Here is a 26,686-nt window from a genome sequence, read left to right on the forward strand (position 1 = left end):
ATCCTTCATTTAGACATTTACCTCTTTCGTGGCATTCCATATTAATCCATTAACGGACTTTCAAAACTCAGCCGTGGACGTACACAGCACTACACGTTGCCTTCATTTTTGTGTAGATCCACAATGTTGCTTAACATATATTTTTATTCAAATATAAAAATCAGATAAATAGTGTATAAAAGCTGTTGCTGCCATCACAACTCAATTTGGTTGAATCGGATGTCGTTTGCGATATTTAGATCTTCACAAAGATAAAAGTATTTTTTAAATATTTACCGATTCAGCCTGCTAAACTATTTTTATTTATCTTTTCCAGCAGAGAGCTGTTCAATCAGCTGTGTAACCACAGCTTTTGGCTGATGGTCGCGGTCGAACAGCAGTGGATAATCGGTCCGTCCTCTGGCAGGAAAATTATTTTTCCACGAATCTCCGTCACTCACCCCCCACATGGTCACGCGCAACACATGATCGCTATTTTTTAGAAAGAGATTGAAGAAATCCATCATTCTGTTGTTCCATGCGAGCATCACATCTTCGGGTAAACCTTCTGTATAGGGATCAATCTCTTTGCGGTATGCTTCCCGGTCGGCCAGGTTGGCTCCACCCATCCGGCGTGGTTCGGGCAGTGGGCTCAGATCAAATTCGGTGACCAGAACCTTCACACCGGCATTTACGTAGTCGTTGATGGTTTCCTGGTATGCTTCAATAGTGGGGTTTGTCATACCCACGTGGGCCTGCATTCCAATACCATCTATGCGGATACCCCTGTCTCTCAGAGTGTTGATCAGACGAACCACCGTTTCTCTTTTCTTAGGATACCATTCGTTGTAATCGTTGTAATAGAGTTCCGCATCGGGATCTGCTTCCTGTGCATATTGAAAGGCAAGGGGGATAAACTCTTCTCCCAGAATTTCGTAGAATTTACTTTTCCTGTATGATCCGTCCTCCAGAATTGCCTCGTTTACCACATCCCATCCCTTGATGACTCCTTTGTAGCGGCCCACGACGGTTGAGATGTGTTCCTTCATTCTCTTTTTCAGTTCCTCCGGTGAAACGTTTTCTCCGTTGTCGTCCACACAGAACCATGGCGGCAATTGTGAATGCCAGATCAGGCAATGGCCGGTGATAGTCAGGTTGTTGTCCGTGCCAAACTTCACAAACTCGTCGGCATCGCTGAAGTCGTAACGACCCTTTTCTTTAAGGAGTTCACCGCTTTTCATGCAGTTTTCGGCTACAATGGCATTGAAGTGTTCCTGAACGATACGGACTGCGGCCGTGTCTTTTCCGGAGGACTGACGCGTGTTCAATGCTACGCCAATCAGGAATTTGTCTTGTAGTACATCTTTTAATGCTGGATCTTTTTTGACTACGTTGTTACTGCATGCCTGTATGGCAAAAGCAGTAAACAGCAATAATAAAATTTTCATTCTTTTCATGTTATTCATTGATCTGTTTATAGTGTGTGTTTCTTCACACATTTTTCCGCATCACTCTTACCGGGGTAGTAGTATCAGTTTTCCCTGTTACAAATAAACCATGTTTATGGGATCTTTTCATCCAATATTAGATATTATTATCCTTTTTTTAGGTATTTGTCGTTTGGGTAATTGAAGGTGACTGAAGGATAGTTGTTGATAGTGAGTTGCCTGTGTGCAGAAATTACTCCCGTAAATGATTCGTGCAGGAAAAATTCACGGGAGTAAAAAAAACGAATTACGGCTGGTTATTTCTGTATCTCCCGAAAAAGGAGGGGAGCAAATTCACGGAGTGAACGACGCCATGTTAGCCATTCATGGGCACTTCCTACGGATTCATAATAGACGACATTATGGAGCCCTTTTGCCTGCAATGCTTCGGCAAAAGCTTTCACTCTTTCCGGTCTTTCCTCTGAGCCGATACTGAGGAACATCAGTTTGATCTGCTGGTTGAATTTCTCTTTATCGGCAAAAATACCGTCATACAGCTGATCGATCTGTTCTACTGAACCAGCGCCACCGCTGAATCCGCCCAGATAGGCAAACTTGTCCAGGTTGGGCATCACAGCCTGGAAGGTGTGCATGCCCCCCATGGAGAGACCCGCCATGGCGCGACTTGCGCGGTCTGTTTTCGTGCGGAATGATGCATCGATCATTGGAACGATCTCTTTCACAAGCAACTCGGGGAAGACACTCTGGAACCTGAAGGGTGCTGCGGGGCGGGCCGGCCTGTCGGATGAGGGGCCAGCAGCCGATGTTGCCGGTGCGCTTGCTCCGGCAAGGAATGCATTCATGCGTGCATCATCGAATCTTGGTACAGAAGCAGCTCCCGGAAGCGATGCATAACCACGATCCATGACTACAATCATCGGCACCGCTTTGCCTTCGGCAATCAGGTTGTCCATGATGTTGCTCATCCTTCCCTGGAATATCCAGCCGGTTTCGTCTTCACCACCGCCATGCTGGAGATAGAGTACCGGATAGCGGCTTTGGGCATCCTGGTCGTACCGGGGTGGGGTGTAGACATAGCACATCCGCCAGGCCTGGGTCATCTCCGACCAGTATTTCTTCATCCGAATCTCTCCATGCGGCACATTTTGTGTTTTGTCGTAGGGCAGTCCTTCCGGAATTTCGATGGCACTTACCCATTTGCTCATGCCGTAATAGGATTTAGTGGCAGGGTCGGCTACATAGACACTGTCAATGATGAGTTGGTAATAGTGAAAACCCACAGCCTCCGGCTCTGGAGAGACATAGGTCCAGTAACCGTCAGCTTCCCGTGTCATGGGCCCGCGGAAACTTATTTGTACTTTTTTTGCATCGGGTGCATATACCCGGAAATATGTGTGTCCATTCTTGTCTACCCGCGGCCATTGAACACCGTCGAGATTGTGCTCATTGGGGAAAGTGCCTTCAGGGTAGGGTTGAGCCATGGTGGTAAATGGAAATGCCATCATTACCAGTAAAAGGATGCTGCTGATTTTTTTCATTTGGATAAAGTTTAACGTGATTGGTGAAATAAATATAGTTTGTTCCTGATGACACGGTTAAACTGAGATTGTTTAAAATTCTGCCGGAGGAGACCATGCAACCTCACTCCGGCAGATCGGCATCAGAAAAAGAAAATGAAAAAGAAAATGAAATTGTTTACCATCCCGGGTTTTGTGTCAGATTGGGGTTGATGGATGTTACATTGTAGGGGTACGGGAACCACTCGTGCTTACCTTCCTTGAATCCAATCTGTTTTCCTGCATTAGGTTCAGAGTAAGTGAGGTATCCTCTGTGCGCAGGTTCCTTGTCGTTGATAAAAGCATCTTTCAACGAAGGGATATGCGTCCCCGCTTTTTTTGCTTTCTCAAACTCTTTCCACCGTTTCATATCGATCCAGCGTGAACCTTCCATCCAGAGTTCATAGTTTCGTTCTTTCTTTACATCATTCAATGTCAGTGAGTTACTTACATAGTTTGATCCAGCCCGTTGCTGAACCATCCGCAAATACTGAAGGCCATCGTTGTCGCTTGTCTGAGCGCAGGCTTCGGCATACATCAACAGCACATCGGCATACCGTGTGATGATGAAGTTGTTGAACCGGTACCAGTTGGTTGAGCGGTCTTCCTTGGCGACGATATGCTTTCTTTGCAGATAATTGCTTTGTCCGTAGAGCCCGTCAGGATTGATGATGCCTCTCTTCGGATCGGCAAGTTTCTGAGCTTTGGTCATTTTGTTGATGTCTCCGCCATCGCTGGGCCACTCAAGCTCTGTCAGAAACTCCTCATAAGTGATGATGGTGGCTTTGCGGCGATAAGAATCTCCATCATTGGCTGCGAACTCATTAGCGAAAGTTTCTTCAATGGCCAGACCGCCCCATCCCTGATCGGCCTGCATTGTTGGAGAAGCTGCAAGACGCGATGATCTCCATCCCCAAAGATTCATTTCCATCCACGTGGAGCGTTGAATTTTTCCGCTCCAGTCACCAATGCTGGCATTGTTGATCAGGTTCAGCTCGAATACTTTCTCTTCGTTGCCGTCGCCGGAAAGGTGGAATAGATTCCCAAATTCCTCCCCGGGAACAAGTGCATACTTACCTGAAGAAATTACGTTCTTGAGCGCTGCTTTCGCACCGGCATAGTCACCTGCATTGAGAAGAGCCTTCCCCTGAACAGTCCAGGCAAATCCCTTCGTCACTTTTACCGCACCATCCTTATCCGAAGTGCTTTTACGCTCGTCGAGATACTGAACTGCCTCTGATGCTTCTTTTGCACACCATTTGAGCAGATCTTCATGGGTGCCCTCAAAATTTGACGGTTTGTCGGTGCCGAGTAGAACACGGTCAATCAGGGGCGGGGTGCCCCATGCCAGGGCGGCCGTCATGTGACACCAGGCGCGGATGACCCTTGCTTCGGAAATACAGCGGTCTTTTACGGCACTTTGTCCATACTCGAAGTTGTTTATTACCAGGTTGGAGTGGTAGATCACGAAGTATAAGCGCCTGTATAGCTGATAAACCACTGAGCTTTGCGAATCGAACCGGAATTCATTGATGCTGGCAAACTGATCGTTGTCTCCATAGTATTCTCCGGCTGCCAGTACATTATCAGCACAATAGTTGAAGATGATGTTGTAGGGGACGTAGATGCCGTCGTTACCACCAATATTTGTGATGAAATCTCCATATAGATTTACGAGTGCTGACTCAGCATCTTCATCTGTCTTATAGAATGAGTCGATGTCAATCACTCCTTTCTGTGGAATATCGAGGAGATCCACGTCACAAGCAGAGAAGAGGGCAACTGCAACGAATAATAGGGGAAATATATATTTTTTCATATGACTAAAATTATTTATTTTCAAAGGTGTCATATGGAACTCGCATTCGTCATGATCTTGTACGATAATGATTGTCATGCTCGTTTCATATGATTAATGTGTTGAATTAGAATGTAATGTTAAGACCGAATGTGATCTTCTTTGATTGAGGATAGGTCCCGTTGTCAAAGCCTGCACGTTGGGGAGCGGTACTTACAGTGGCTGTTTCAGGATCAACGCCCGGATAGTTGGTAAAGGTGATGAAATCATCGAGCGATACATAGAGCCTCAGTCTGTCGATAAGTGCCTTCCTGGAAATATCCTCCGGAATGGTATATCCCAACTGAATCTGTTTGATTTTAAAGTAAGCTCCGCTGAACATGGAGGCAGATGACCCCCAGAAATGCCAGTCAGTGGCTACAGCTTTGGGGTCAGGCATGGAAGCATTTTTGTTCTCTGGTGTCCAGGCATTGTCATAATAGTACTTGAGTGAGTTACGCATGGGTGTATCTGCCCGGTATAACACCGTGAAGATGTTATTGCCTCCTACGCCGGCGCCGAATATATTCAGATCAAGGCCCTTGTAAGCCAGGCTCAGGTTCAAGCCGTATGTGTAATCAGGAATTGCCTTTCCGATGTAGGTCATATCGGCGTCGGAAATCTGATTATCTTCGTTTAAATCCCTGATAATGGCTTCACCTGTTTCCGGATTCACGCCATCGTATTTGTATCCTCTGAAATACCAGATAGGTTTTCCTACCTCGAATGCAGTGCGGATAGGGTTGTTGGTGCCGTCTACTCCACCGGTGGCTCCTTCCAGTCTCGAAATAGAGGGATCGAGGTAGGTAACCTCGTTGTGGAGTGTCGAGAAGTTAGCGCTGATAGAATAGCTAAAATCACCGATAAGGTCTTTCCAGGAAGCTTCCAGTTCTAACCCTCTGTTAAGCACTGACCCTGCGTTGACGGTTGTAGATCCAACTCCGATTTCAGGAACAGGATTGATGTCTACCAGGAGATCAATGGTTTTTTTGTTGAAATAGTCTGCTGAAATGGCAAGTCTACTTTTCAGGAATCTGAGATCTACACCCAGGTCGAGTTGTTCCGAGGTTTCCCATTTGAGATTCGGGTTGGCCAGTCCGGAAGGCTTGGAGCCATAGGAAGGGGCACCGTCCTCAACGCCATACTGGTACCAGGAGCTGTTATAGGAGATGGTAGTGCTATACTTGTAATTATTGAGTACATTGATATTCCCGTTTTGTCCCCAGGAGGCACGGAGTTTTAGTAAAGAGAATGCATCCGGGTTGATCGCTTCAGCAAAAAATGATTCGTTGCTGATCGTCCAGCCTGCGGAGAACGAGGGAAAATAACCCCACCTGTTTGTTGCCGGCAATTTGGAAGAGTCAAAAGCGTCGGCACGGAAGTTGGCCTGGAGGGTATAACGGTTGTCATAAGAATAAACAAGACGTCCAAAGTAGGATATTTGTGTTGATTTGCCGGGCAGATTACCGTAGCCCTTCACTGTCTTTTCCACACCGTCGACCATGTTGCTTTTCACGTAATCGATATATCGGAAATTTGGTTCGTATCCTTTCAGAATATCGGGTCCCTGTGCACTGGTGCTCACGTTGTCCCAGCTGTTCTCGATATACGACATACCCCCCATGGCGGTGATGTTATGCCTGTCGATGGTAAGGTTATAGTTGGCGAAGTTTTCAAATTGATAATACAGACTGGTATTTGCATTCGCAGAGATGTTGTAATCATCTGACTTTGCCTGAGCTGTGGCATAATAGGGCGTGCTAAAGCTGTGTTCGTTGCTCTGTGCCACTCTGTATCCTAAGCGTGAGGTAATCACCAGTCCTTTCACTGGCTTTAAGTTTCCAAAGAGTACGCCACGGAGTGAAACGCCTCCATTCTCACGGTCAACACGGTCTCTTTGGAGCAGAGGATTGCCACTATCGTCAGTGATATACTTCGAAGTCGCATAGTAGAGGTTGTTGGAAGGGTCCTTGAGGATTATTTTACCTTCATCGTAAGCCTGCTTCATAGTCGGTGCAAATTCGTTGGGACTAGAGTAGTAAACCGGAGTCAATGGGTCGATTGTCAGTACGGAGTTCATCAGTGATCCGTATTGAGTCATATGTGGAACCGATTTGGTTGACCATTTTTCGATGGAGGTGTTGGTACCTACCTGAAACCACTTTTTAATATTGTAGTCGGCATTGATCTGAGCAGAGAGGCGTTTGTACACGTCCTTGTCTCCTTTTACAATGCCATCATTGTGGATATAGTTAATGGATGTAAAATAATTTCCCTGGTTATTACCACCCTGAAAAGTGATTGTATGTTTTTTGCTCCACGAAGGTTCGAATACTGCATCAAACCAGTCGGTGTCGGTGCCATCATATCCATTTGCCTCCAGTTGCGTTTCGATTGGAAGACCCGACATCTTTTTATATTCAATAAAATCTTTCGCTCCGAAAATTTGAGGATGCCGGGCAAGACGCTGGCTGGCGTAGCTGACATCGTAGGTGATGCTGGAGGTACCCTTGGCAGAAGCACCTGATTTTGTGGTAATCAAAACGACACCATTTCCTGCTGCAGCCCCATAAATGGCTGCAGAGGCAGCATCCTTCAGTATCTCTATGGACTCAATCATGGATGGGTCAAGGTATTGGATGTTGTCTACCTGAAGGCCGTCAACAATGAGTAGTGGCCCAATTTTATCGGAGTTTGAAGAATAACCACGTACACGGATGGACGCTCCCTGACCCGGAGCACCGGAATTGGTCAGTACCTGCACGCCGGAAGCCTTTCCTTGAAGAGCAGCTGCTGCATCGGGAGTAACTAAATTTTGGAGCGATTTTGAGCTGACAGATGCCACGGCGCCGGAAACGTCGCTCTTTCTCATGGTGCCATAACCAACCACCACAATCTCTTCAAGGCCTGTGGTAGTCTCCGTGAGGGCAACATTGATGGTGGTTTGATTGCCAATTGTTATTTCCTGTGTATCCATCCCCACAAAGGAAAAAACCAGTACATATCCCTGTCCGGGTACAGTGATTTTGTAATTACCATCAATATCGGTAGTCGTTCCGTTTTGTGTCCCTTTCAGCAGTACCGTAACTCCTGGAATCGGATCGCGTTTGCTGTCCGTAACGTTGCCTCTCACTTGCATCTGTGCAAATGTGGCAATGCTGAAACATAGCCCAAAAAATAAAAATAATACTCTTTTTTTCATAGACATAGTGTTTAAAAAAAATAAATTTAACAAAATATGAGATACCGAACTTTGCCTGTAATGAAATTTTTATACACAAAAAAATATACCGATATCATCGAATTCCTTCCGAAATCATCATGTGTTGTATATCTGTAGGATACCGGTAGGTGATTTATATCGATTTTGTTTTGATGGTATTCTAAATATTCCCAAAAATATGGTATTAAAACGGCGATTAGGTTAAATAATCTTTATTACAGGAGGATAAATTCGTTAAGAATAGTTTTGTCCTCCTAAATATATAAAAAGTCTCCGTCTCCTTTCGTCGCTTGCAGCTTAATCCTCCTATCGGTAAAATTCATCCACCCAACTGTAGGAAAGGGTATGTATCTTTGTTCAGTAAATGTATCTGTAGATTACTCTCATGTGTTATAGATGCAAAGCAATGCTTAAAATAACACGATAAATGCATGAAAATACTAACGATAAATAATATGTGTCAAGAATTTATGAAAAAAGAAATCCTGTTATTGCTGTTTGTTTGTTTTTCTTTTACCGTGTACAGCCAAAACCCGATTGTGCGCGATCAGTTTACGGCGGATCCCACAGCCAGAGTTTTTGAAGGAAAGATCTATCTTTATCCGTCGCACGATATCCCGAGTCCGGTTGAAAGACTGAAGGAGTGGTTCTGTATGGCCGATTACCATGTTTTTTCATCCGACAACCTGATCGACTGGCAGGACCATGGTGTTATTGTCAGTCAGGAGAATGTACCCTGGGTAGCCCCTGAGTCTTACTCCATGTGGGCACCTGATTGCGTTTATAAAGATGGAAAGTATTATTTTTATTTTCCCTCTGCTCCTGCCGGTGAGAACAGACGGGGATTTGCTATCGGAGTAGCTGTTTCCGACACGCCTTATGGTCCCTTTATCCCCGAAGCAAAACCCATTGAGGGCGTTGGAGGTATAGATCCCTGCGTCTTGATCGACGACGATGGCGAGGCCTATATCTACTGGTCCGGCCGGGGTATGTCTGTGGCACGTCTCAAAAAGAACATGCTGGAACTGGATGGTGAACCTACTCAAATAGAGGGACTTCCAGAGGGTTTTAAAGAGGGGCCGTTTGTTTTTAAAAGAAAGGGTATATACTATTATACCTTTCCCTGGGTAAAGGATAAGACCGAAACACTGGCGTATGCTACCGGAGATAATCCGATGGGCCCTTTTACGTTTCAGGGGATCATCATGGAAGAGTCACCGACCGGTTGCTGGACAAATCATCATTCCATCGTGGAGTATAAGGACCAGTGGTATCTTTTTTACCATCACAACGATTACTCACCCTCTTTCGACAAGAACCGGTCGGCACGGATCGATGCACTCTTTTTCAATTCTGACGGCACCATTCGGAAGGTAACACCCACCTTTCGTGGTGTAGGTGTTTCGCCTGCAACCGGTAAGGTGCATCCCGACCGCTTCAGTGCAGTCAGTCAAAGTGGCACCTCCATTGCCTTTGTGAGCGATGAAAACCCGTTTGAGGGATGGAAGATGAAATTGGAGGAGAAAGGGGCATGGGTGCGTTACGAACGTGTCGACTTTGGTGAGGGCGGACAGCAAATGGTAAAAGCCAGGGTGCAGTCATCTACGGGCTGCACGGTGCGCCTGCAAGCCGGGGATACCGGCCGCAGTGTGATGACAGAACTGGAGGTGCCTGTGACGGGAAGCTGGCAGGAGATAACTGTACCGATAAAATACGCTCCGAAAGGAATACATGACATCCAACTTACGCTCATCGACGAAGGGATGGCCGAGATTGACTGGATCAGCTTCGAATAAAAACTGCTGATCGTAAAACAGAAACCGTTCAATTTTCATCGGTTTCTTTTTCCAAAGCCGACAGCTGTTTGCAGATCACTGAAAAATGGCCCCTATGTTTCCTGATTAATAAGGGAACTGGGGGTCATATTGTATTGTTTTACAAAGCAGCGGGTGAAATATTTGGGATCGTTGAATCCTACCCGATAGGCGATCTCCGAGACAATGATGTTGTTGTTCCTGTTTTTTTCCAATATTTTTCGGGCAATCTTCAGACGGTAAAGCAGAAGAAACCGTACAGGGGGAACGCCGGTAAGAGAGATAAATTTCTTATAGATGAGAGTGTAACTCATGTTCAGCTGAAGGATCAGTTCTTTCACTCCAAAGTTGGAGTCTGTAAAGTTTTTCTCGATAATCTGCATCACCTCATTCATGAATTGCTGATCAGATTTACCCACTTCCAACACCGAAAGGTTCATTTCTTCTTCCATAAACTTTTTTTGACGCAAGTCCCTGTTTTTCATGATTGCGTCGATCTGCGCCATCAGGATTGACTCCTCGAAAGGCTTGGTGATGTACCCGTCTATTCCGTTGGCATAGCTCTCAATATAGGCACTCTCGCTCGAGTTGGCCGTAAGCAAAAGAAAAGGGATATGGCACAACTCCAGGTTATCGCGGATCTTCCTGCACAAAACGGCACCGTCGCTCACCGGCATCATCAGGTCAGAAACAATGAAATCAGGTAATATGTTCCGTGCTGCCTCATATCCCGTTTCTCCATTATTCGCTTCGGCCACATTGAATTTCTGTGAAAGCATCTTTTTGATGTAGTTCCGCATATCAGGATTGTCTTCCACCAGCAACAGATTAGGCTTATCCCGGTCAATGGGAATGAACGGTGTGATGATGTCTTTTTCTGATTCCGGCGATAGTGTCTCCTGAACCTCTTCCGGATCGGCTTTCTCAGAAAGAAATACCGGAAAAAGGAGCCTGAAGGAAACGCCGGTCTTCATTGTCGATTTCACGGTAATGGTACCATTGAGCAGGGAGATCAGCTCTTTTACGATATGCAACCCGATTCCCGTGCTGCTTTGGTTAAAATGCGTAAATCCGTGCTGGTCCGGAATCCGGTAAAAACGGTTGAAAATTTTTTCACGCTCCTCCTTTTCGATGACGCTGCCACTGTTAGTGACCGAAATATACTGCATCAGGTTACCGGCATCATCTCTACACTGGCAGGCTCGAAGCGTAATTTTCCCCTTGTCGGGTGTGTATTTCACGGCATTCGACAAAAGATTATAAAGAATTTTGTGTATTTTCTCTTTGTCTGAGATAATTTGATGGTGGAGCAAGCGGTAACAGGTATCCAGGTGGATTTGCCTGGCTTGCATCAGGTTGGCAAAGTCGGATGCAGTCTGATTAAACAATTGTGAAAGGTCGAAAGAAAGTGGCTGAAGGGCCAGGTTCTTGGTATCGAGTTTCTGCAGGTCAATAAGCTGATTGATCATTGAAAGCAGGTAACGGGCATTCCGGTGAATCATCTCCAGGTTTTCCTTTCCTTCCGCGGTCCCTGTCTGTCGGATCAATTGCTCCGTAGGACCCAGTATAAGCGTCAGCGGTGTTTTAAATTCATGGGCTACGTTGGTGAAGTAGGAGATCTTCTCCTTATTCATCTGTTCCATTTGCAGTGACATTTCGTAAATCTCATTCTTCTGTTTGTTGATTTCTTCATTTTGTAGTTGTAACTGTTCATTTTTCTCGAGGATGTCGGACTGTGAATGTTCTAGTTCTGCAATGGAAGTAATCAGTGCCGAAGTGCGTTCCTCAATCTTGCCTTTTAACAGCATCTGGATATTTTTTTGTCTCCGTGTGTATCCATACAAGATATAGAGAAAAATTGCGATACAGAACAACGCAACCATCGAGTAGAACCAGGTAGTCTGATAAAAGGGAGGATGCACAATGACGGTAAGAAATGTTCGTTCGGCAGACCAGGCATTGTCGTAATTGGTACACCATACTTCAAAGGTATATTTTCCAGCAGTAAGGTTTGTATATTTGGCATTTCTTTTTGCAAGCCCCACATTAGCCTTTTCGTTCAATTCCTGGATGCGGTGAAAATAAAATATTTTATCCTGGCCTGTGTAGTCAAGGCTGCTGAAAGTGAGTTCAAATGAATGATGTGGTGGATAAAGATGCAGCTCCTTTGCCTGGGTGATGGATGTGGATAGGTTTTTTTTATGCAAAAAAGGAATCATTTCCTGACCATTGCATTGTAAATTGGTCAGGGTAACTTTTCTCTCTTTTTTCTTGGGAAGGTTAATGAGCGGATTGAATGAAACCAATCCGTTTGTTGTCCCCAGTATTATTTGGTGGTCTGCGGTTTTGCATCCGGCTCTTTTATAAAATTGTTGAACCTGTAACCCCTCTTTTTCATCAAATTTAATCGCTCTTTTTGTATAGGAATTGAACAAATAGATCCCTCTCAGGGTGCTTATCCAGATATTTCCGTTATCATCTTCCATTAGATTCGCAATACTTGAATCCGATAAGCCTGAGCGGGCAGCATAGTTGATGAAAGAGTATGTACCGTTTGAACTGTTGCTGTCGAGTTGGTAAATACCGTTTCCCATGCTGCCCAGGTAGATTTCGTTGTCTCGGGTTTCAAGGATACAGGTGATTTTTTCATTGATCTTGCTTAGCGGTTCATCCAGTTTGTTTTTGTAATAAATGCATTCATACCCGTTTCTATAGTCTTTCAGGTCGATGATGTAGATTCCGTTTCCACCGATCCAGAGGCGGGATTGCGAATCAATAAGAATGGTGTGCATATTGTCCGGTATCTCCTTGGATCGGGTGTAATAGGGCAATCGGTTTATGTGCCCGGTGGCAAAGTCCAGCATTTGAATATGCCTGCTGCTACAAATCCAGAGTGAATTTCTGACCGTATCGAGGTAAAGATCATGAATCTCGTTGGAGAGTAATCCCGAATTTTCGGTGGTATAATGCTCAAAAGAGGGACGGCGAAGATTGTTTTTCGATAATTTATCAATTCCTCCGCCAATGGTCGATATCCAGTAATCCCCCCGGAAATCCTGTACGATATCGGTGATGCTGTTGTGTCCCAGTGAAGAAGGGACGTCCGCACGATGTCTGTGAAAGGTAAAAGTCTCTTCGTTTCTCATTTTGATGGCCAGTCCTCCGTCCATCATTCCTGCAAGCAGATTGCCTTCTTTGTCTTCCAATACACAGCTGATGATATGCGGGAGCCCGTTTTCAAAAGTCTGCATCGAATGGGAGAAGTGGATGTTTTTTGGCGCCATTATGTTGACACCTTCAAAATCGGAACCGACCCAGATACAATTGTCTTCATCCACGAATACCTTATTGATAATGTTGTTATTCAGCGATTTAGATCCTGGTTCTTTGCCAAATTGCACAAAATGTTCATTTCGTTGAAATATATTCACCCCGTTTCGTGTGGCTATGATGATGTCGCCCGAATCATTCTTTGCAATATCCATAATGAAATTGGAGGAGATACTTTTCGGATCCCCGGGGTCATGCTGGTAGCGAGTATATTGATTTTTCTGGGTGTTCAGACAGTATAGCCCTGTTTGTGAGCCTATCCACAAGTAGTCACCAAAGGAAAAAAGTGCATTGATCGTCAAATGCGAAAAATCAAGACTGGTGGTGTAGGGAATCTGATGGTATCTTTCCCGGGAGGTGGAGTTATAGCGGAGCAACAGATTCTTCCCGCCAACCCATATGTCATTCCCATGTCTGATGAAGGTATTTACATCCACTCCCCTTTTCAATATCACAATCTCCTTGATACTCCTTTCTCTGTCCAGCATCACATAAGCGAGACAGTCGTTTGTGCCAATCCACAGATTTTGAAACTCATCAATATATATGGATTGAACAGGTGTTGAGAGAATTTCTTTATTTGCGCCGTCGTATCCTTTAAGGAACTCTATATTTTCCTGCGGAAGATTAATCCTGAAAATGCCGGCATCAGACCCCACCCACAGATTCTGGAAATCATCTTCTTTGATATCGTAAATATAATTACTTTCAATAAACTGATGCGGATAGACAGAGCCTGCAGAGTAATGTTTTAAATCGTATCCGTCATAACGGTCTAACCCGTTGGAAGTGCCAAACCACATAAATGAATTTTTGTCCTTGTGAATTGCACGGATTGAATTATCACACAACCCATTGTTAATGGTGAGATATGAAAAATTATATTCGTTTGGTTTTTCCTGTGCCGTCAACATTCCATCGAAGGTACAGCTCAGCAAATATAAGAGTGTTGCAGTTAGAAGTCTCATGATATAGTCGTATTGGTGCTGACAGACAAAAGTATTGTTTTTTTTTCATTTCATACAAACATAAGATAGTAACAAATCATGATGGTGGATTTTTTCTTTTATAAGGGATACAAATCATCACGTACGTTCCAGATTGAAAAATTTGTCCTCCTAATATAAGAGTTTTATTGCTTTCGATATAAAAAAACTCTTTATGTTTGTATTGCAAAATTATATAAATTCGTGTAGCAATGTGGAACAAGGATCAATATTTATCCCCGGCAAATATCAGATATAAAAAAGATCGAGGTGCAAACGTGAAATACGTTTTTTTCGTATCGTTATTTTTTTGTGCACTGTGTTTACAAGGATGTTTCGATAGCAATGATAACAAAAAGACGAAGAGCAAATATACACTTGTATCGGGGTGGGGTATACAGGAGGTGGCAACTGTTCCTTTTGATTCATTAACTGTTATCGATCCTTTTATTCTGGCCGATGAGGCAACGCGCACCTATTATATGACAGGATCGGGTGGTATATTGTGGAAAAGTACCGATTTGCAGAACTGGAAAGGACCGTTTGGCTATATTGAAATTGACACGACATCGTGGATGGGATCCAATCCGATGATATGGGCTCCCGAACTTCATTATTACAAGGGTAATTATTACTGCATTACCACATTTACCAACACAGACATCGTCGTCGATACGGTTCCTGAGCGGTGCGATGTCCTGCGCAGGGGGACACACATCCTTATTGCCGACAGGGCCGAGGGTCCCTATCGACCGATGAATGACAACCTTTACCTGCAGGAGGATTGGTCTACACTCGACGGCACGCTGTGGGAAGAGGATGGAATCCCTTATCTGGTTTATAATCATGACTGGATGCAATTGGTGGATGGAGCGATAAAATATGTGCCGCTTACCGCTGATTTATCCGGCACAACCGGTGAGTCGGTGCTTCTTTTCTCTGCGTCGGATGCACCATGGCCCAGAGAGATGCAATCGATCGGCGAATTAACCTTTGGAATGTCTTTGGGGGGCTACGTCTCTGATGGTCCCTTTCTTTTCAGGACCGGCACAGGACGTCTCGGAATGTTATGGTCCAGCTGGAGCAGCCATCGCTATGCACAGGGAGTGGCTTATTCTGCAACGGGCCGTTTGGCCGGGCCGTGGATTCAACAGGAAGAACCTCTTTTGGATCAGAACACAGGACATGGGATGTTGTTTCAGACCTTTGAAGGTAAAACACTTCTCTCGTTACACTCCCAGAGCCTGGAGGAGAACCCCGGTCCCCGAAAACCCGTGCTGCTGGAGGTCGATCTATCGGGTGATTTCCTGAAAATAATAGGGAGATATAATCCCTGATGATATCTCCCTACCAGCTATGCCGCGAGATTGTCGCCTGAATGCTTTCTCTCTCAATTTGTGTTTTCGTTTTCTTGATTGATCTCTTTCGCAAGCTCTTCCACCGCAAGGGATAAAAAGATAAAAGGGGTGGCAGAGGTGATGATGGCCTCATTTTGTCCCCATATAAATGGCCAGTCATCTTTGTTTTCATAAAAATCAGGCTGCAGGAGCAATAAACCCGGCACAACACCACCGGCAATAAAGGAAAAATCGGCTCGGTTGCTGCCATAAGTGACCTTTTTTGATCGTACGCCTACCGCTGCCACAAAGGAGAGGTTTGAATAGGGGTGGCACCCCAACAGATAGTTCATTGCTTTGAAAACATGTTCTCTATCCATTATCCCCGGATAATATTTGTGAATAAGATAGTTGTAATTGCCCCATTTCATGATGGGCGTGTTGCCGGCCCATCCGCGACCTCCGATGGTCACCCCGTAAGGATTGCCGGCATCTATCTGGTCTATCTGCTCCTTGTACTTGAGAATATAGGGGCGAAGCTTCCGATGAAACTCTTCATTCATATGCGGAAAAGCCATGAGAGCATAGGTGATGGCGTTGTCAATCCACATATTCCCCGGGCTGTCGGAAATGTTCCTTCGTCCTGTTGCCTCTAATTGTTTCCAGAGAGCTTCTTCAAATACTTTCCTAAATCGATCTTCTTTGGTTGTGATATAAAGCTGCAATGCAGAAGAGATCTTTCCACCACTCCGTTGGTTGAAAGATCCGTCGACCGGCTCTTGCTGGATTTTCTCCGTCGTTTCGTTTTCATCCCACATCTTACGTGCACAATCGAGCGCTCTGCGCGATAAGTCGGGGTTAAACGCTTGCAATGCCCTGCTGGCTGCAGCCAGTGCTGCCGCCGTAGAATGGTCCAGAAAAGGTGAACGTGTGGTGAAAACCCATCTGTCATCCATGGTCCCGCTACTTATTCCGTCCGTCTCATAGGGTTTCAGTTCGGAATTGTATGGCAGATTGTCGGTGATGGTAGCGGCGTCGCCAAGATGGTGGTATTGATGCAGATTGCCCACGATAATTCCCCTCGCAGGGTGTCCAATGTTTTCTATTTGTGCGACAAGTGCCAGAGTTCCATGTTCAATCTGCTGCAACAGATCATTTTTTTTATCCGGGCGATGGATATCCACGTATTGTGTTTTCTGATCGACAAAGGTCATGTCTCGATCCGGTGAAAATGTTTCATAAATCTGAACAAGATCCATCACCACGGCATTGTGTGAGCCGGTCTGTATATCAAAATCGCCGGCATCATACCATCCTCCGACATTAAGCCCGGGAATTCGTTCAAAGGGTTTGAACCGGGTATATGTGGTGTCACCCATGCTATACCCGTCAAAATGATTGTGGTTGAGAGGTGCCTGCAGTGCATCATCCTGATAGGGATTGCCGTGCCAGGTTCGATAACCCTCGTTTACGGTCATGTGATCCATCTGAACGGGCAACCAGACATCCATCGTCTTATGCCAGATACCCTGATACACATCGCGCGAAATGGGGAAGGCATTGGTCCTTCTCCCATTGTATTCAATACAATAGATGCCTGTCTCCGTGACGGTGCTAAAATCAAACTGCAGATAATTGTACCGCATATATCTACCCCAGGACTTTGTCTTCCCGTAGTATTCCGGTATCAGGGAGCCCTCGCCGGTAATCCTGTAAAGGGTCGCTTCCCCTGCCGGTGTATCGTTCCTGTCCAATTCAATCACTGCAATCTTTTGCTGTGCTGGTGTGTAACCAACCTGAGAAAATCCGATATTGGGTTCTCTTACCCATTTGTCAATGGTGCTAGGCTCCACATACCACTCCAACACTTTGCCACTTTTTCCGGAGGGCAGCATTGAACGAAATACATACCACCCGTTTTGTGCCAGGAGGCGTCCGTCAAACAGCATGATTTCGCTCTCCGACTGAATAGTGATCTTTCGCTCAGGGTCATCCGGCGCCAGCACAAACGTTCGGGCTCTTGAGAATGGAAGAGGTACAGGAAATTCATTTCTCCCCCGATCATCAAAGGTGGTGTGATGGTAAATCTGCTGTATCTTCTCCTTCCCGGGCCTCATTTCTGTCTCGCCAGAAGGATAACGGGGAAAGAGACCCGGTTTTCCGTCCGCAAAATAGGGGCTTTCCCAGTAGGCGGAAGGGAGAAATTCAATGTTAAATCCTGCTCGTCCCTCCAATGCTGCCGGCAGCGGCTTCTCCAGGATGACCGCGATACGAAACCCCTTTTTATCTGATGTGACCTTTATTTCGCTGTTGAAATCGAAATCTTCGTAACGTAACAGAGTAGAGATGGATTGATCTTCTTTATGAACAGTCCGGCTTATAATCTCCGGGACCAAATCCCATTGTTCGGGCGTATGTTGCAAACGCACTGCCCCACCGGTAGCTGTGCGTACTCCATGGTGTATCAACTCCACTCCCGCGGTTTTTTCGTCAAAGAAGATGGGGTTATACCTGTTGCTGTAAACCAGTACGTTTATTCCATCTGCTTCAAAATAATCCAGCTCATTTAATTGCAGATGCTGTCCCCTCACAGCGCAATGGCATAGAAGGAGCAGCAGCAACATGGTAGCAAGTCGACAATTCGGGATTTGATTATTCCACTGATCCGGCTTGTTGTCAGATGTCATCGGAAGCGTTATTTTTTCTGTTTGAAAATAAGAGGTACAAACTCGTTAAGGCACCTGCGCCAGGTGAGAAATTCATGCGCTGTCCCCGGCGATTCGTAGTATATATTGTTTATACCGGCTTTTTTTAAACCTTCGCTCAGGTTTTTTGTTCTTTCGGGATGTTCTTCCGATCCGATCCCGAGGAAAAAAACATGTACTTTTTCATTAAAAACTTTCGGGTCTTTAAATACGCCGTTGTATGCAGTTTCCAGCTGATCTGTATTGATTTGACCGGCACCGCTGAATCCTCCGATGTGGGAAAATTTATCAATATTATTCAGCGTGATGTTGAAGGTCTGCAATCCACCCCACGAGAGACCGGCCATCGCTCTGTTTTCGCGATCTGTCAATACCCGGTAACTGGATTCAATATGCGGTATGATCTCATTCAGTAGTATTGCGGGAAAATCAGCTCCAAATTTGCGTCTTGCCTCGTTGGGATTTTCGCCAGGCAGCGGGCGGAAGTTTTCAATGTTGCCGTTATCCATCACCACGATCATGGGAGTAGCTTTCCCTTCGGCAATCAGGTTGTCCATAATGAAGTTCATCTTTCCCTGATTAGCCCAGCTGGTTTCATTTTCCCCCATGCCGTGCTGCAGGTATAAAACCGGATATTTTTTTTCGGGGTTTTTGTCGTATTCGGCAGGAGTGTACACAAGCGCGCGACGCCATTCGTTCCGGATATCAGAATAGTACCAGCTTTCGCTCACCACACCCCGAGAAACACCTTTCCTGGGCTTATAATAATTCACATCTTTCTCCGGTATTTCAATGCCACTGACCCATTTACCCATCCCGAAAAAAGGCTTTCCATTCGGGTCGGCAGCACTCACGCCGTCAATAATTACCTGATAATAATGAAATCCAACTACTTCCGGCCCTTCGCTGACCAGGGTCCAGAAGCCATCCTCTCCCTTTTTCATTTCGCCACGGAAACTAATCTCTACTTTCTTTGCATCCGGAGCATAAACTCTGAAGTAGGTTCGTCCATCCTTGCCAATCCGGGGATATTCAGCCCCCACGATATTGTGTTCATTAGGAACAGTTCCCTCAGGTAGGGGCTGTGCGTCTTGTCCGTATACCGCATAAGAGGAAAAAAACAGAAGGGAGAAAAGAAATTTTAATACATTTTTCATAAAATAATTTTTTAATTTATTTACATTATGGCCATATGGAACTCACATATATGTTACGTTCGATTACTTCTAATTAATTTCATGGACATGTTATTGATTGACAACAGTCTTCATGCTCGTATTGCTTTACGGTAAATTTTTTTTGTCCGTTTTCCAGAGGGTGGATAAGGAGAGCTGTGGCGTATCTCCAGTAAACATTTTTCCCGCTTCGCCATCACCTTTTAATTGCCATTTAACCCAGGCTGTGGCCACTCTGGCAAATTCACCTCCGTGGGGCTGCCCATAGGTGCCTCCATGCCCGACGTCCATATTGGCCACAAAAACAGGTACATGGTTGATACGCCGATAGTCGTCCATGCCATTTTTGTAAGCGATGTCCGTTTCTCCACCCAGCAGATAGAGCGTAGGGCTATGTAATTTTGCCAGATGCTCTTTTGTCAAACCCGGCATGCCCGGCATGCCACCTCCATCACCGATGATGCCGCTGTTACAGACAAGGGCCGTGGTAATGCGCGGATCCGGTGCAACTTCAAGCGTTTGCAGCCCCCCACAGGACATGCCGCTGACTGCTATTTTGGACGTATCAATTTTATTGTACAGAGGACTTCGCTGATCTTTGTTTTGAGAAATAGCCCAATCGATGGCATCCAGCAACTGGGAAGAAGTGGACCTTCCCATCCCTCGCTCCCCCTCCTGGGGCATAGGCCCGATTGCAACGACTAAAAAACCGTGGGAAGCCACCTCCGACAAAAAATTAACATGTTCCCAGGGAGAATTTGCACAGGCCCCGTTTCCCCATGCAATAATCGGTAGTTTATGGCTCTCCCCGAAAGGTTCGAGATCATCCGGCCGGAACAGTGTATGGGTGGGTAATGAGTCATCGGTATACATGATGGCACGATAAGCGCCGGTACCGCCATCTTCCACCATAACCCTCCGTGAAGTTTCATCGGGAGCGGGGGCGGAGCTGACTTTGGAACCAGGAAGCAATTCTGCCGGGGTATTGTTTTTGTTTTTTTTCCACAAGTTGGGTAAAAAACGATTGTAGAGCAGATATCGCCAGGTGGACCAATCATGCGCCCCGCGTCCTCCCACAAAATATTCGTGATGAATATTGTGGTTGGTAAGCGCGTTATGCAGTGCCTGAACACGTAGGTTGAAAAAACTATCAGCCTCTTTTGTTCCCTGTCCTACAAAAAGATAATCAACTTTGTTATTGACGTCCGGATCATTTAGAAAATCCCTCAACGATTCTTCCGGATTTGTATCGCCTGCACTAAGGATGCCGAAGTTCGCAAAAATATCAAGCGACCTGAAACCGACAAACATACTGTGCCTTCCTCCCATCGAAAGGCCTGAAATAGCTCTCCCTTTTGCCTCCCGTATTGTGCTGTAATTTTTGTCTATCAGTGGAATAACATGTTCTCTGAGCTCCTTTTCGAATATGTCAAAAGTTAATTCGGTATGCTGCGGATGATTGCGATGAATGACCTGATTATTTGGAATGACGATGAGCATGGGCTCCGCCTTTCCCTCGGCCAGCAAATTATCCATGATGAAATTTACCCTTCCGTCGTAAACCCAGTTGGAGGGCAATTCACCACTTCCCCCCAGCAAATACAATACGGGATATGATTTTTTTTCGTCGTATCCGGGAGGAACATAAACATACAATTCGCGTTCACCTTCTGTTACATCGGAATGATAGATGTGACGGATGATCTTTCCATGGGGAACATTTTTTGCATCGTAATAAGCTGGTTCCTTGTCGTGAACAACAAGCTGGCTATAGGGTGGCATCGCGGTAAATGCAGCATATGTATTACTCGGATCCGTAATTTGCATACCATCTACAACAAAATGGTAAGCATAGATATCCGGTATAAGGGGGCCGATGGTTAATGTCCACACTCCATCTTCACCCCTGGTGAACGGAATAGGCTCGTTTCCTTTTCCCAGTGAGGTGAGAATGGCTCCCGGGGGAAGTTTAACTTCATTCGCCCAGGGAGCTTTCAATCTGAAAGTAACCATTCCATTATCATCTACTTCGGGAGAATTTAGCGGTGCACTAAACGGAATCAGTCCTTCCCTGTTCTTTTGTGGATTGTAATCGAGATTTACATTCGCCTGTTGGGCGATTAAAAAAGATGGTAAAAATATTAGTATCAAAACCCGATATTTCATACGATTAAAATATTTTTTCACATTAATGTGTATGGAACTCGCTTTAATCATGTTCTTGGGTATGAATGATTCTCATGCTCGTTTCATAACCCTTATTAATTTAAGTTTGAACAAATCTTTATCTGAACAAAATGTAAAATTACCCGATTTATCTGTCAGCCGGAGAGGATTATTCTGTTTAAATGGTGAACTCATCTTCACATTTTACAATTCTACGACGATATCCACACTTTTTAAACCGCTGTTGGCTGAGGTCCCGCCGTATAACAGGGTGTAATTGCCGGCTTTCGGGATAAGTCCGTCGGTAGGCCCGTCGTAAAATTCAAACGCATCAGCGTGCACATTCAGTTCCACCTCTTTTGTCTCCCCCGGTGCCAAATATATCCGCTTAAATGCGCATAGTGATTTATTGGGAGCTTCCGGATCATTATTTCTTCTTACGTAGAGTTGAACTACTTCCTCTCCTCCAGTGGAAGATTGATTGGTGACGGGAATAATTATATTTGTCCCCTCAACAGCTTTTACCCTGTTTGAACCCATCCGTGCCTCACCATAACGAAACTCAGAATAACTTAGACCGTGTCCAAAGGGATAAAGCGGTTCTTCCTTCATATAGCGGTACGTACGTCCTTCCATATTGTAGTTCTGAAAACCCAGATGTTCCGGATTGTTTGCCTTTTCAAGCGCGTTGTCGAGTTGCTCTGTCGACTTGTAAAAAGTGATAGGAAGTCGCCCTGCCGGATTGTAATCTCCGAACAGTACATCTGCCACAGCAGTTCCCGCTGCCTGTCCCCCATACCACGCTGCAAGCAGCGCATCGTAATTCTGTTCATCCTGTTCCAGGGCCAGTGAGCTGCCGGAGCAGAGAACAAAAACTACCGGCTTGCCTGTCTTCTTAAGATCGGCCAGGAGGCGACGTTGCACATCGGGAAGTTCCAATCTCTGGCGGTCGCCCCCTTTAAAGCCGTCTGCACTCACAGGCATCTCTTCTCCTTCCAGGCGGGGAGACAATCCTCCCACGTAAATGATTACGTCCACATCTTTGATCCGCTCTGTCAACCCTTCAAACTGAGCCAGTTCCTTGCGGAATATGGAGAAGTCGATGTTTACACGCCGGCCAGTCTGGGTGTGTTCCAACATGATTTCGTATGTTTTTCCCCTGGTCGCGTTGAACGCATATTCAGAAGCGACAGAGGCTTCCCGGCCACTTTGTGACATCACCTCCACTCCGTCCATATAGAGTCTGTATTGGTCTGAAGTACGGGCCGACATGACCACCTCTCCTGTATAGGGGGCGGTGAAGATGCCACTAATGCGTGTGGAGGTGTTATCCATCTTTACGCCCTGGGCCAGCGCTGTTCCTCCGGAATTGTTGTACCGGATTCCTTCGTTGTTAATTTTTGTTGCAACCGGATTTCCTTCAAACCTGTTGTTGTTGAAAAATTCCACATAAAGCCCCTCTGAATTTTTCTGCCGGTTGCTGAAATTTTCGTAGAGCGAAGTCCTTACCCATGTGTCCACCAGGTCACAGCCACTCTCATAGATAATTTCGGCATCGGGAAGCTTGTCACGGATACCGTCCAGTATGGTTACAGTAGAGGAGGGGGTGCCGTTATAATTACCCCAGAGCATCACGCTGTCTGCAGCGTTCGGGCCGATCACCGCAATTCGTCCGATATCTTTGCCTAAGGGCAATAAATTATTCTTGTTTTTCAGGAGAGTCATCGATTCACGAGCTACCTTTAGGGCATTTTCTCTATGCTCTGGCGAATTCACTACCGAAAGGGGAAGATTACTCCACGGTACTTTTCCGGCAGGATCCAGCATTCCCAGCTCGAACCAGCCACGTAAAACATGACGGAGTGATCGATCGATCTCTTCTTCTGTTATTAAACCTTGTTCTACTGCCAGTACAAGATTCTCATACACGCTGCCACATTCCAGGTCGGTCGTGTGAATTACCGCATCGGCGGCAGCTGATTCCGGGGTAGGATGTGTCCCGTGATTGTCCGGCAGATAAAAGTCGTTGATCCCCCAGCAATCAGACACCACCATGCCGTCATATGCCCACTCGTTTCGCAAAATATCTAGCATCAGCTTGCTACTTCCGCAACAGGGTTCACCTTCGAATGCGTTGTATGCACACATCACCTGCCTTACGTTGCCTTCGTGTACCAACGCTTTAAAGGCCGGAAGGTAGGTCTCCCACAAATCGCGGGCAGAGACAGATGCGTCGTAGGAGTGGCGGTTCCATTCGGGACCACTGTGTACCGCAAAGTGTTTTGCACAGGCATACGTTTTGTAATAGACAGAATCATTTCCCTGTAGTCCTTTTACGGCAGCAACGCCCATGCGGGCTGTCAGAAAAGGATCCTCTCCATAAGTTTCCTGACCTCTTCCCCAGCGAGGGTCGCGAAAAATATTGATGTTGGGAGTCCAGAAACTAAGACCGTAATATCGCCCTCTGTTATCGTTCCGTATCGCTTCGTTATACTTAGCCCGTGCCTCGTCTGATATGAAGGTGAAGGCCTTCAGATGACCCGGTTCATTCCATGTGGCTGCCATCCCAATCGCCTGCGGGTAAACGGTAGCCAATCCGGCCCGGCCGACTCCGTGCAACGCTTCGTTCCACCAGTCGTAGGCCGGTATGCCGAGGCGGGGAACAGGCTTGGAGGAATTTACCATTAAGCCGGCCTTCTCTTCCAGCGTGAGCAGGCTGATCAGGTTTTCAACCCGTTCCTCTACATCCAGATTGGGATTCTGAAAAGGGTATTTATAGTTTGTTTTGCAGCCCGGTATGATCATAAGCCCGGCAAAAATCACGATTAAAAATGATAGTTTGTTCATTTCTGTAAAATGTTAGTAACGTTATAATTTTTTTGTCAGTTGTCTCATCGGCTTTATCTGTTAAACCGGCAGATTGTGCCGGAATATTGATAGAAAGATTTTGTGTACGTACACAGCACCCGGTCATGTTTTTATCAAATTGAATTTTCTATGGTTTTAACTATTACTGTTTTTTGATTTTCCAGACCAGAACACCTGCTGTGGGAATCGTGCTGTTGCCAATCAATGTTTCCGCTTCATCGGGAAGTTTTAGCGCATACGATTTGTCGCTGTAATTCAAGGCAATGCCAAATCCGTCACGGTATTCCACCAGAATGCCTGGCGGATAGTTTTCCACCGCAATATCCAATCGGGCGAAGACCTTGGCAAGTACCGCCAGCTCCAGATCACCCTCATTGCTGTCTGCTCCTACGTAAGTGACACTCCCTTTTTTATGCTGATGATAGCTTACTGCTGTTTTTCCGGCATAGAAGTCGCCACTATAGGCAGCCCATCTTTCGGTATCTGCCAAAGGTTTCAGCACATCTCCCCAGCTGCTCCAGGCATATGGCTTTCCATCCATCATCACCGTGTCGGATGCATAGGGACGAAGCAGGTCGTAGAACTCAATTTCACCCCCGATCAGCCCGTAGAGCGGTTCAGCATGTCTTGCCTCCCAGAGATGGCCCAGTTCATTCTGGTGGCCGGTCCGGCACGATATGACCAGGTTTCCTCCGTTCTCTACGTATCGGGTCAGTTTGTCTGCCAGGCTGAGGCTCATCTGCTGATAGGCGGGTACCACGATGACGGGATATTTAGTAAAATCGGTTGAATCACGGATAAAATCGACCGGTGCTCCAAACGATTTGAGGGCTTTATAATACTTTAGCACATGCTGTTCGGTATTCCAGAGCACGGTCTGTTTGTTCTGTTCAATGGCTACGGTGTTGTCCGGATCGTACAGGATGGCTGTTTTTCTTTGCCTGTATGCTGCCGGTGTGCTGCCCGGAGATGAGTGTTGTCGCAAAAGACTTATCTCCTCCATAAATTGCTGAAAATCCGATCCACCCGGGGTAGGTGTGACACCATCGGTGCCCACAATGCCGTAATGATACTGTTCAAATCCGTAGATGGGAGCGCGGAACCGGTAGGTACATGTGAACTTGCTTCCACCGGCGAAGACGTGCCATAACCATAGTCGTACTGCTCCGGGAAGTGGCTGAGAGTTAACAGTACCCCAGTTGACTTGTCCCGGTTGCAACTCCATCACTCCGTATAGCGGTGTCAGGGGCCTGAAGTAATCATTCGCCATGGCAATACGGGAATATTCCCCGATCCGGTACCCTTTTTTACCAATTCCTTCCTGTTCGCCGTACACCATGTAGCGGGTGTAAGTAATAAAGTCGAGTTCTTTGCTTGCACCAATGAAACGGGCATCATACATCGGAATGAAATTGGTGGTAATCCATTGATTCCGTCCGCTATGCCGGCGGATTGTGGAGGCTTGTTCGTCGAGGAATGTGGTTGTTTCATCATCGCAGAAGCGGCTATGATCGAGCCGCTGATACAGGTTCATACCCCACTGTTTGTGTTGCGGGAGATTAATTTCCGAAAAATTGCTATAGGTGCCACTCCAGAAATTGGTGCCCCAAGCCCTGTTTAAAACGTCAATTGTATTATATTTTTTCTGTAACCAGTTGCGAAACCTTTTTTGTGCATCCTTGCCGTAATCGACCGTTGAGCGGGGCTCGTTGTCCAGTTGCCACCCTATGACTCTGTCGTCCTTTCCGTAGCGCAGGGCCAATTGTTCGATCATCTTCAGCGAATAAGCGCGGTAAAACTCATTGGAAAAAGAAGCATGCTGACGGGAACCGTGATCATAACGGGTCCCATCTTCCCGGGTGATCAGAATTTCGGGGTGTTTGCGCACCAGCCACACCGGAGGTGTTGCTGTGGAAGTACACAAAACCACTTTCAAATTGTTCTTTGCTGCCAATCCGATCGCCTTGTCCAGCCAGTCGAAATCATATACCCCCTCTTCCGGTTCCAGTTGTGTCCAGGCAAACTCTGCAAAATGGGTAAACTCAAATCCCATTTCTGCCATTTTTTTTAAATCCCTGTCCCACTGCGATTCATCCCAGTGCTCCGGGTAGTAGTAGGCGCCTACTGTCGTTAATTGACGGGGTGGAAAGTAGTCATGGCTGTTCTGTGAGATGACCATATGGCTCATCATGCACAGGATTAGAAGTGGTGAGGTCCGTTTCATGCTGTTCAAACTGGTTATTTCCAATGGTATATGTTGCC

At 46.0% G+C, this 26,686-nt stretch carries 12 protein-coding genes; 2 read left to right on the forward strand and 10 right to left on the reverse strand.

Annotated elements, in window-relative coordinates; translation table 11 throughout:
- Positions 1-299 precede the first annotated feature (299 nt).
- The 4 genes from B3Z75_RS00495 to B3Z75_RS00510 form a co-directional block, all read right to left on the reverse strand.
- Positions 300-1,436, reverse strand: coding sequence for an endo-1,4-beta-xylanase (locus B3Z75_RS00495; protein WP_294066492.1), 1,137 nt, complete (start codon positions 1,434-1,436; stop codon positions 300-302).
- A gap of 287 nt (positions 1,437-1,723) precedes the next feature.
- The gene (locus tag B3Z75_RS00500) at positions 1,724-2,965 is read right to left on the reverse strand and encodes an alpha/beta hydrolase (RefSeq protein WP_294066495.1); all 1,242 of its coding nucleotides are present in this window, start codon (positions 2,963-2,965) and stop codon (positions 1,724-1,726) included.
- A 157-nt stretch (positions 2,966-3,122) separates the two neighbouring features.
- Entirely contained in the window at positions 3,123-4,802 is a 1,680-nt protein-coding gene (locus B3Z75_RS00505) for a RagB/SusD family nutrient uptake outer membrane protein (protein WP_294066498.1), read from the reverse strand.
- Between the two features lie 106 nt (positions 4,803-4,908).
- Entirely contained in the window at positions 4,909-8,022 is a 3,114-nt protein-coding gene (locus tag B3Z75_RS00510) for a SusC/RagA family TonB-linked outer membrane protein (protein WP_294066501.1), read from the reverse strand.
- A gap of 491 nt (positions 8,023-8,513) precedes the next feature.
- Here B3Z75_RS00510 and B3Z75_RS00515 point away from each other — a divergent pair, with 491 nt between their 5' ends.
- Positions 8,514-9,839 (forward strand): family 43 glycosylhydrolase, encoded by a 1,326-nt coding sequence (locus B3Z75_RS00515; protein WP_294066504.1) that lies wholly within the window; start codon positions 8,514-8,516, stop codon positions 9,837-9,839.
- Between the two features lie 92 nt (positions 9,840-9,931).
- On the opposite strand, the gene B3Z75_RS00520 is transcribed toward B3Z75_RS00515, so the two are convergent.
- Complete coding sequence (locus tag B3Z75_RS00520) at positions 9,932-14,155, reverse strand: hybrid sensor histidine kinase/response regulator transcription factor (protein WP_294066507.1); 4,224 nt, start codon at positions 14,153-14,155, stop codon at positions 9,932-9,934.
- A 296-nt stretch (positions 14,156-14,451) separates the two neighbouring features.
- Between B3Z75_RS00520 and B3Z75_RS00525 the strand changes: the two genes are divergently transcribed.
- Positions 14,452-15,510 (forward strand): glycoside hydrolase family 43 protein, encoded by a 1,059-nt coding sequence (locus B3Z75_RS00525; protein WP_294066510.1) that lies wholly within the window; start codon positions 14,452-14,454, stop codon positions 15,508-15,510.
- 53 nt (positions 15,511-15,563) lie between these two features.
- Here the strand turns inward: B3Z75_RS00525 and B3Z75_RS00530 are convergent, their stop codons facing one another.
- The 5 genes from B3Z75_RS00530 to B3Z75_RS00550 all read right to left on the reverse strand — a co-directional run bounded on the left by B3Z75_RS00530 (position 15,564) and on the right by B3Z75_RS00550 (position 26,648).
- Complete coding sequence (locus tag B3Z75_RS00530) at positions 15,564-18,197, reverse strand: glycoside hydrolase family 9 protein (RefSeq protein ID WP_294066513.1); 2,634 nt, start codon at positions 18,195-18,197, stop codon at positions 15,564-15,566.
- Between the two features lie 8 nt (positions 18,198-18,205).
- On the reverse strand, positions 18,206-19,372 hold the full coding sequence (locus tag B3Z75_RS00535) for an alpha/beta hydrolase-fold protein (protein WP_294066516.1): 1,167 nt from the start codon (positions 19,370-19,372) through the stop codon (positions 18,206-18,208).
- Positions 19,373-19,498: 126 nt separating this feature from the next.
- Positions 19,499-21,556, reverse strand: a complete 2,058-nt coding sequence (locus tag B3Z75_RS00540) for an alpha/beta hydrolase-fold protein (protein WP_294066519.1) — start codon at positions 21,554-21,556, stop codon at positions 19,499-19,501.
- A 204-nt stretch (positions 21,557-21,760) separates the two neighbouring features.
- Complete coding sequence (locus B3Z75_RS00545) at positions 21,761-24,403, reverse strand: beta-glucosidase (protein ID WP_294066522.1); 2,643 nt, start codon at positions 24,401-24,403, stop codon at positions 21,761-21,763.
- A gap of 163 nt (positions 24,404-24,566) precedes the next feature.
- Entirely contained in the window at positions 24,567-26,648 is a 2,082-nt protein-coding gene (locus tag B3Z75_RS00550) for a beta-galactosidase (protein WP_294066550.1), read from the reverse strand.
- Positions 26,649-26,686 lie beyond the last annotated feature (38 nt).

Source organism: Proteiniphilum sp. UBA1028 (genome assembly GCF_002316955.1).
Lineage (GTDB): Bacteria > Bacteroidota > Bacteroidia > Bacteroidales > Dysgonomonadaceae > Proteiniphilum.

Bases quoted from the DNA above. Each gene is read 5' to 3' on its own strand.
- B3Z75_RS00510 (WP_294066501.1), bottom strand. From the start codon at position 8,022: ATGAAAAAAAGAGTATTATTTTTATTTTTTGGGCTATGTTTCAGCATT.
- B3Z75_RS00545 (WP_294066522.1), bottom strand. From the start codon at position 24,403: ATGAACAAACTATCATTTTTAATCGTGATTTTTGCCGGGCTTATGATC.
- B3Z75_RS00515 (WP_294066504.1), top strand. From the start codon at position 8,514: ATGAAAAAAGAAATCCTGTTATTGCTGTTTGTTTGTTTTTCTTTTACC.
- B3Z75_RS00540 (WP_294066519.1), bottom strand. From the start codon at position 21,556: ATGAAATATCGGGTTTTGATACTAATATTTTTACCATCTTTTTTAATC.
- B3Z75_RS00505 (WP_294066498.1), bottom strand. From the start codon at position 4,802: ATGAAAAAATATATATTTCCCCTATTATTCGTTGCAGTTGCCCTCTTC.
- B3Z75_RS00495 (WP_294066492.1), bottom strand. From the start codon at position 1,436: ATGAAAAGAATGAAAATTTTATTATTGCTGTTTACTGCTTTTGCCATA.
- B3Z75_RS00530 (WP_294066513.1), bottom strand. From the start codon at position 18,197: ATGACATCTGACAACAAGCCGGATCAGTGGAATAATCAAATCCCGAAT.
- B3Z75_RS00550 (WP_294066550.1), bottom strand. From the start codon at position 26,648: ATGAAACGGACCTCACCACTTCTAATCCTGTGCATGATGAGCCATATG.
- B3Z75_RS00500 (WP_294066495.1), bottom strand. From the start codon at position 2,965: ATGAAAAAAATCAGCAGCATCCTTTTACTGGTAATGATGGCATTTCCA.
- B3Z75_RS00535 (WP_294066516.1), bottom strand. From the start codon at position 19,372: ATGAAAAATGTATTAAAATTTCTTTTCTCCCTTCTGTTTTTTTCCTCT.
- B3Z75_RS00520 (WP_294066507.1), bottom strand. From the start codon at position 14,155: ATGAGACTTCTAACTGCAACACTCTTATATTTGCTGAGCTGTACCTTC.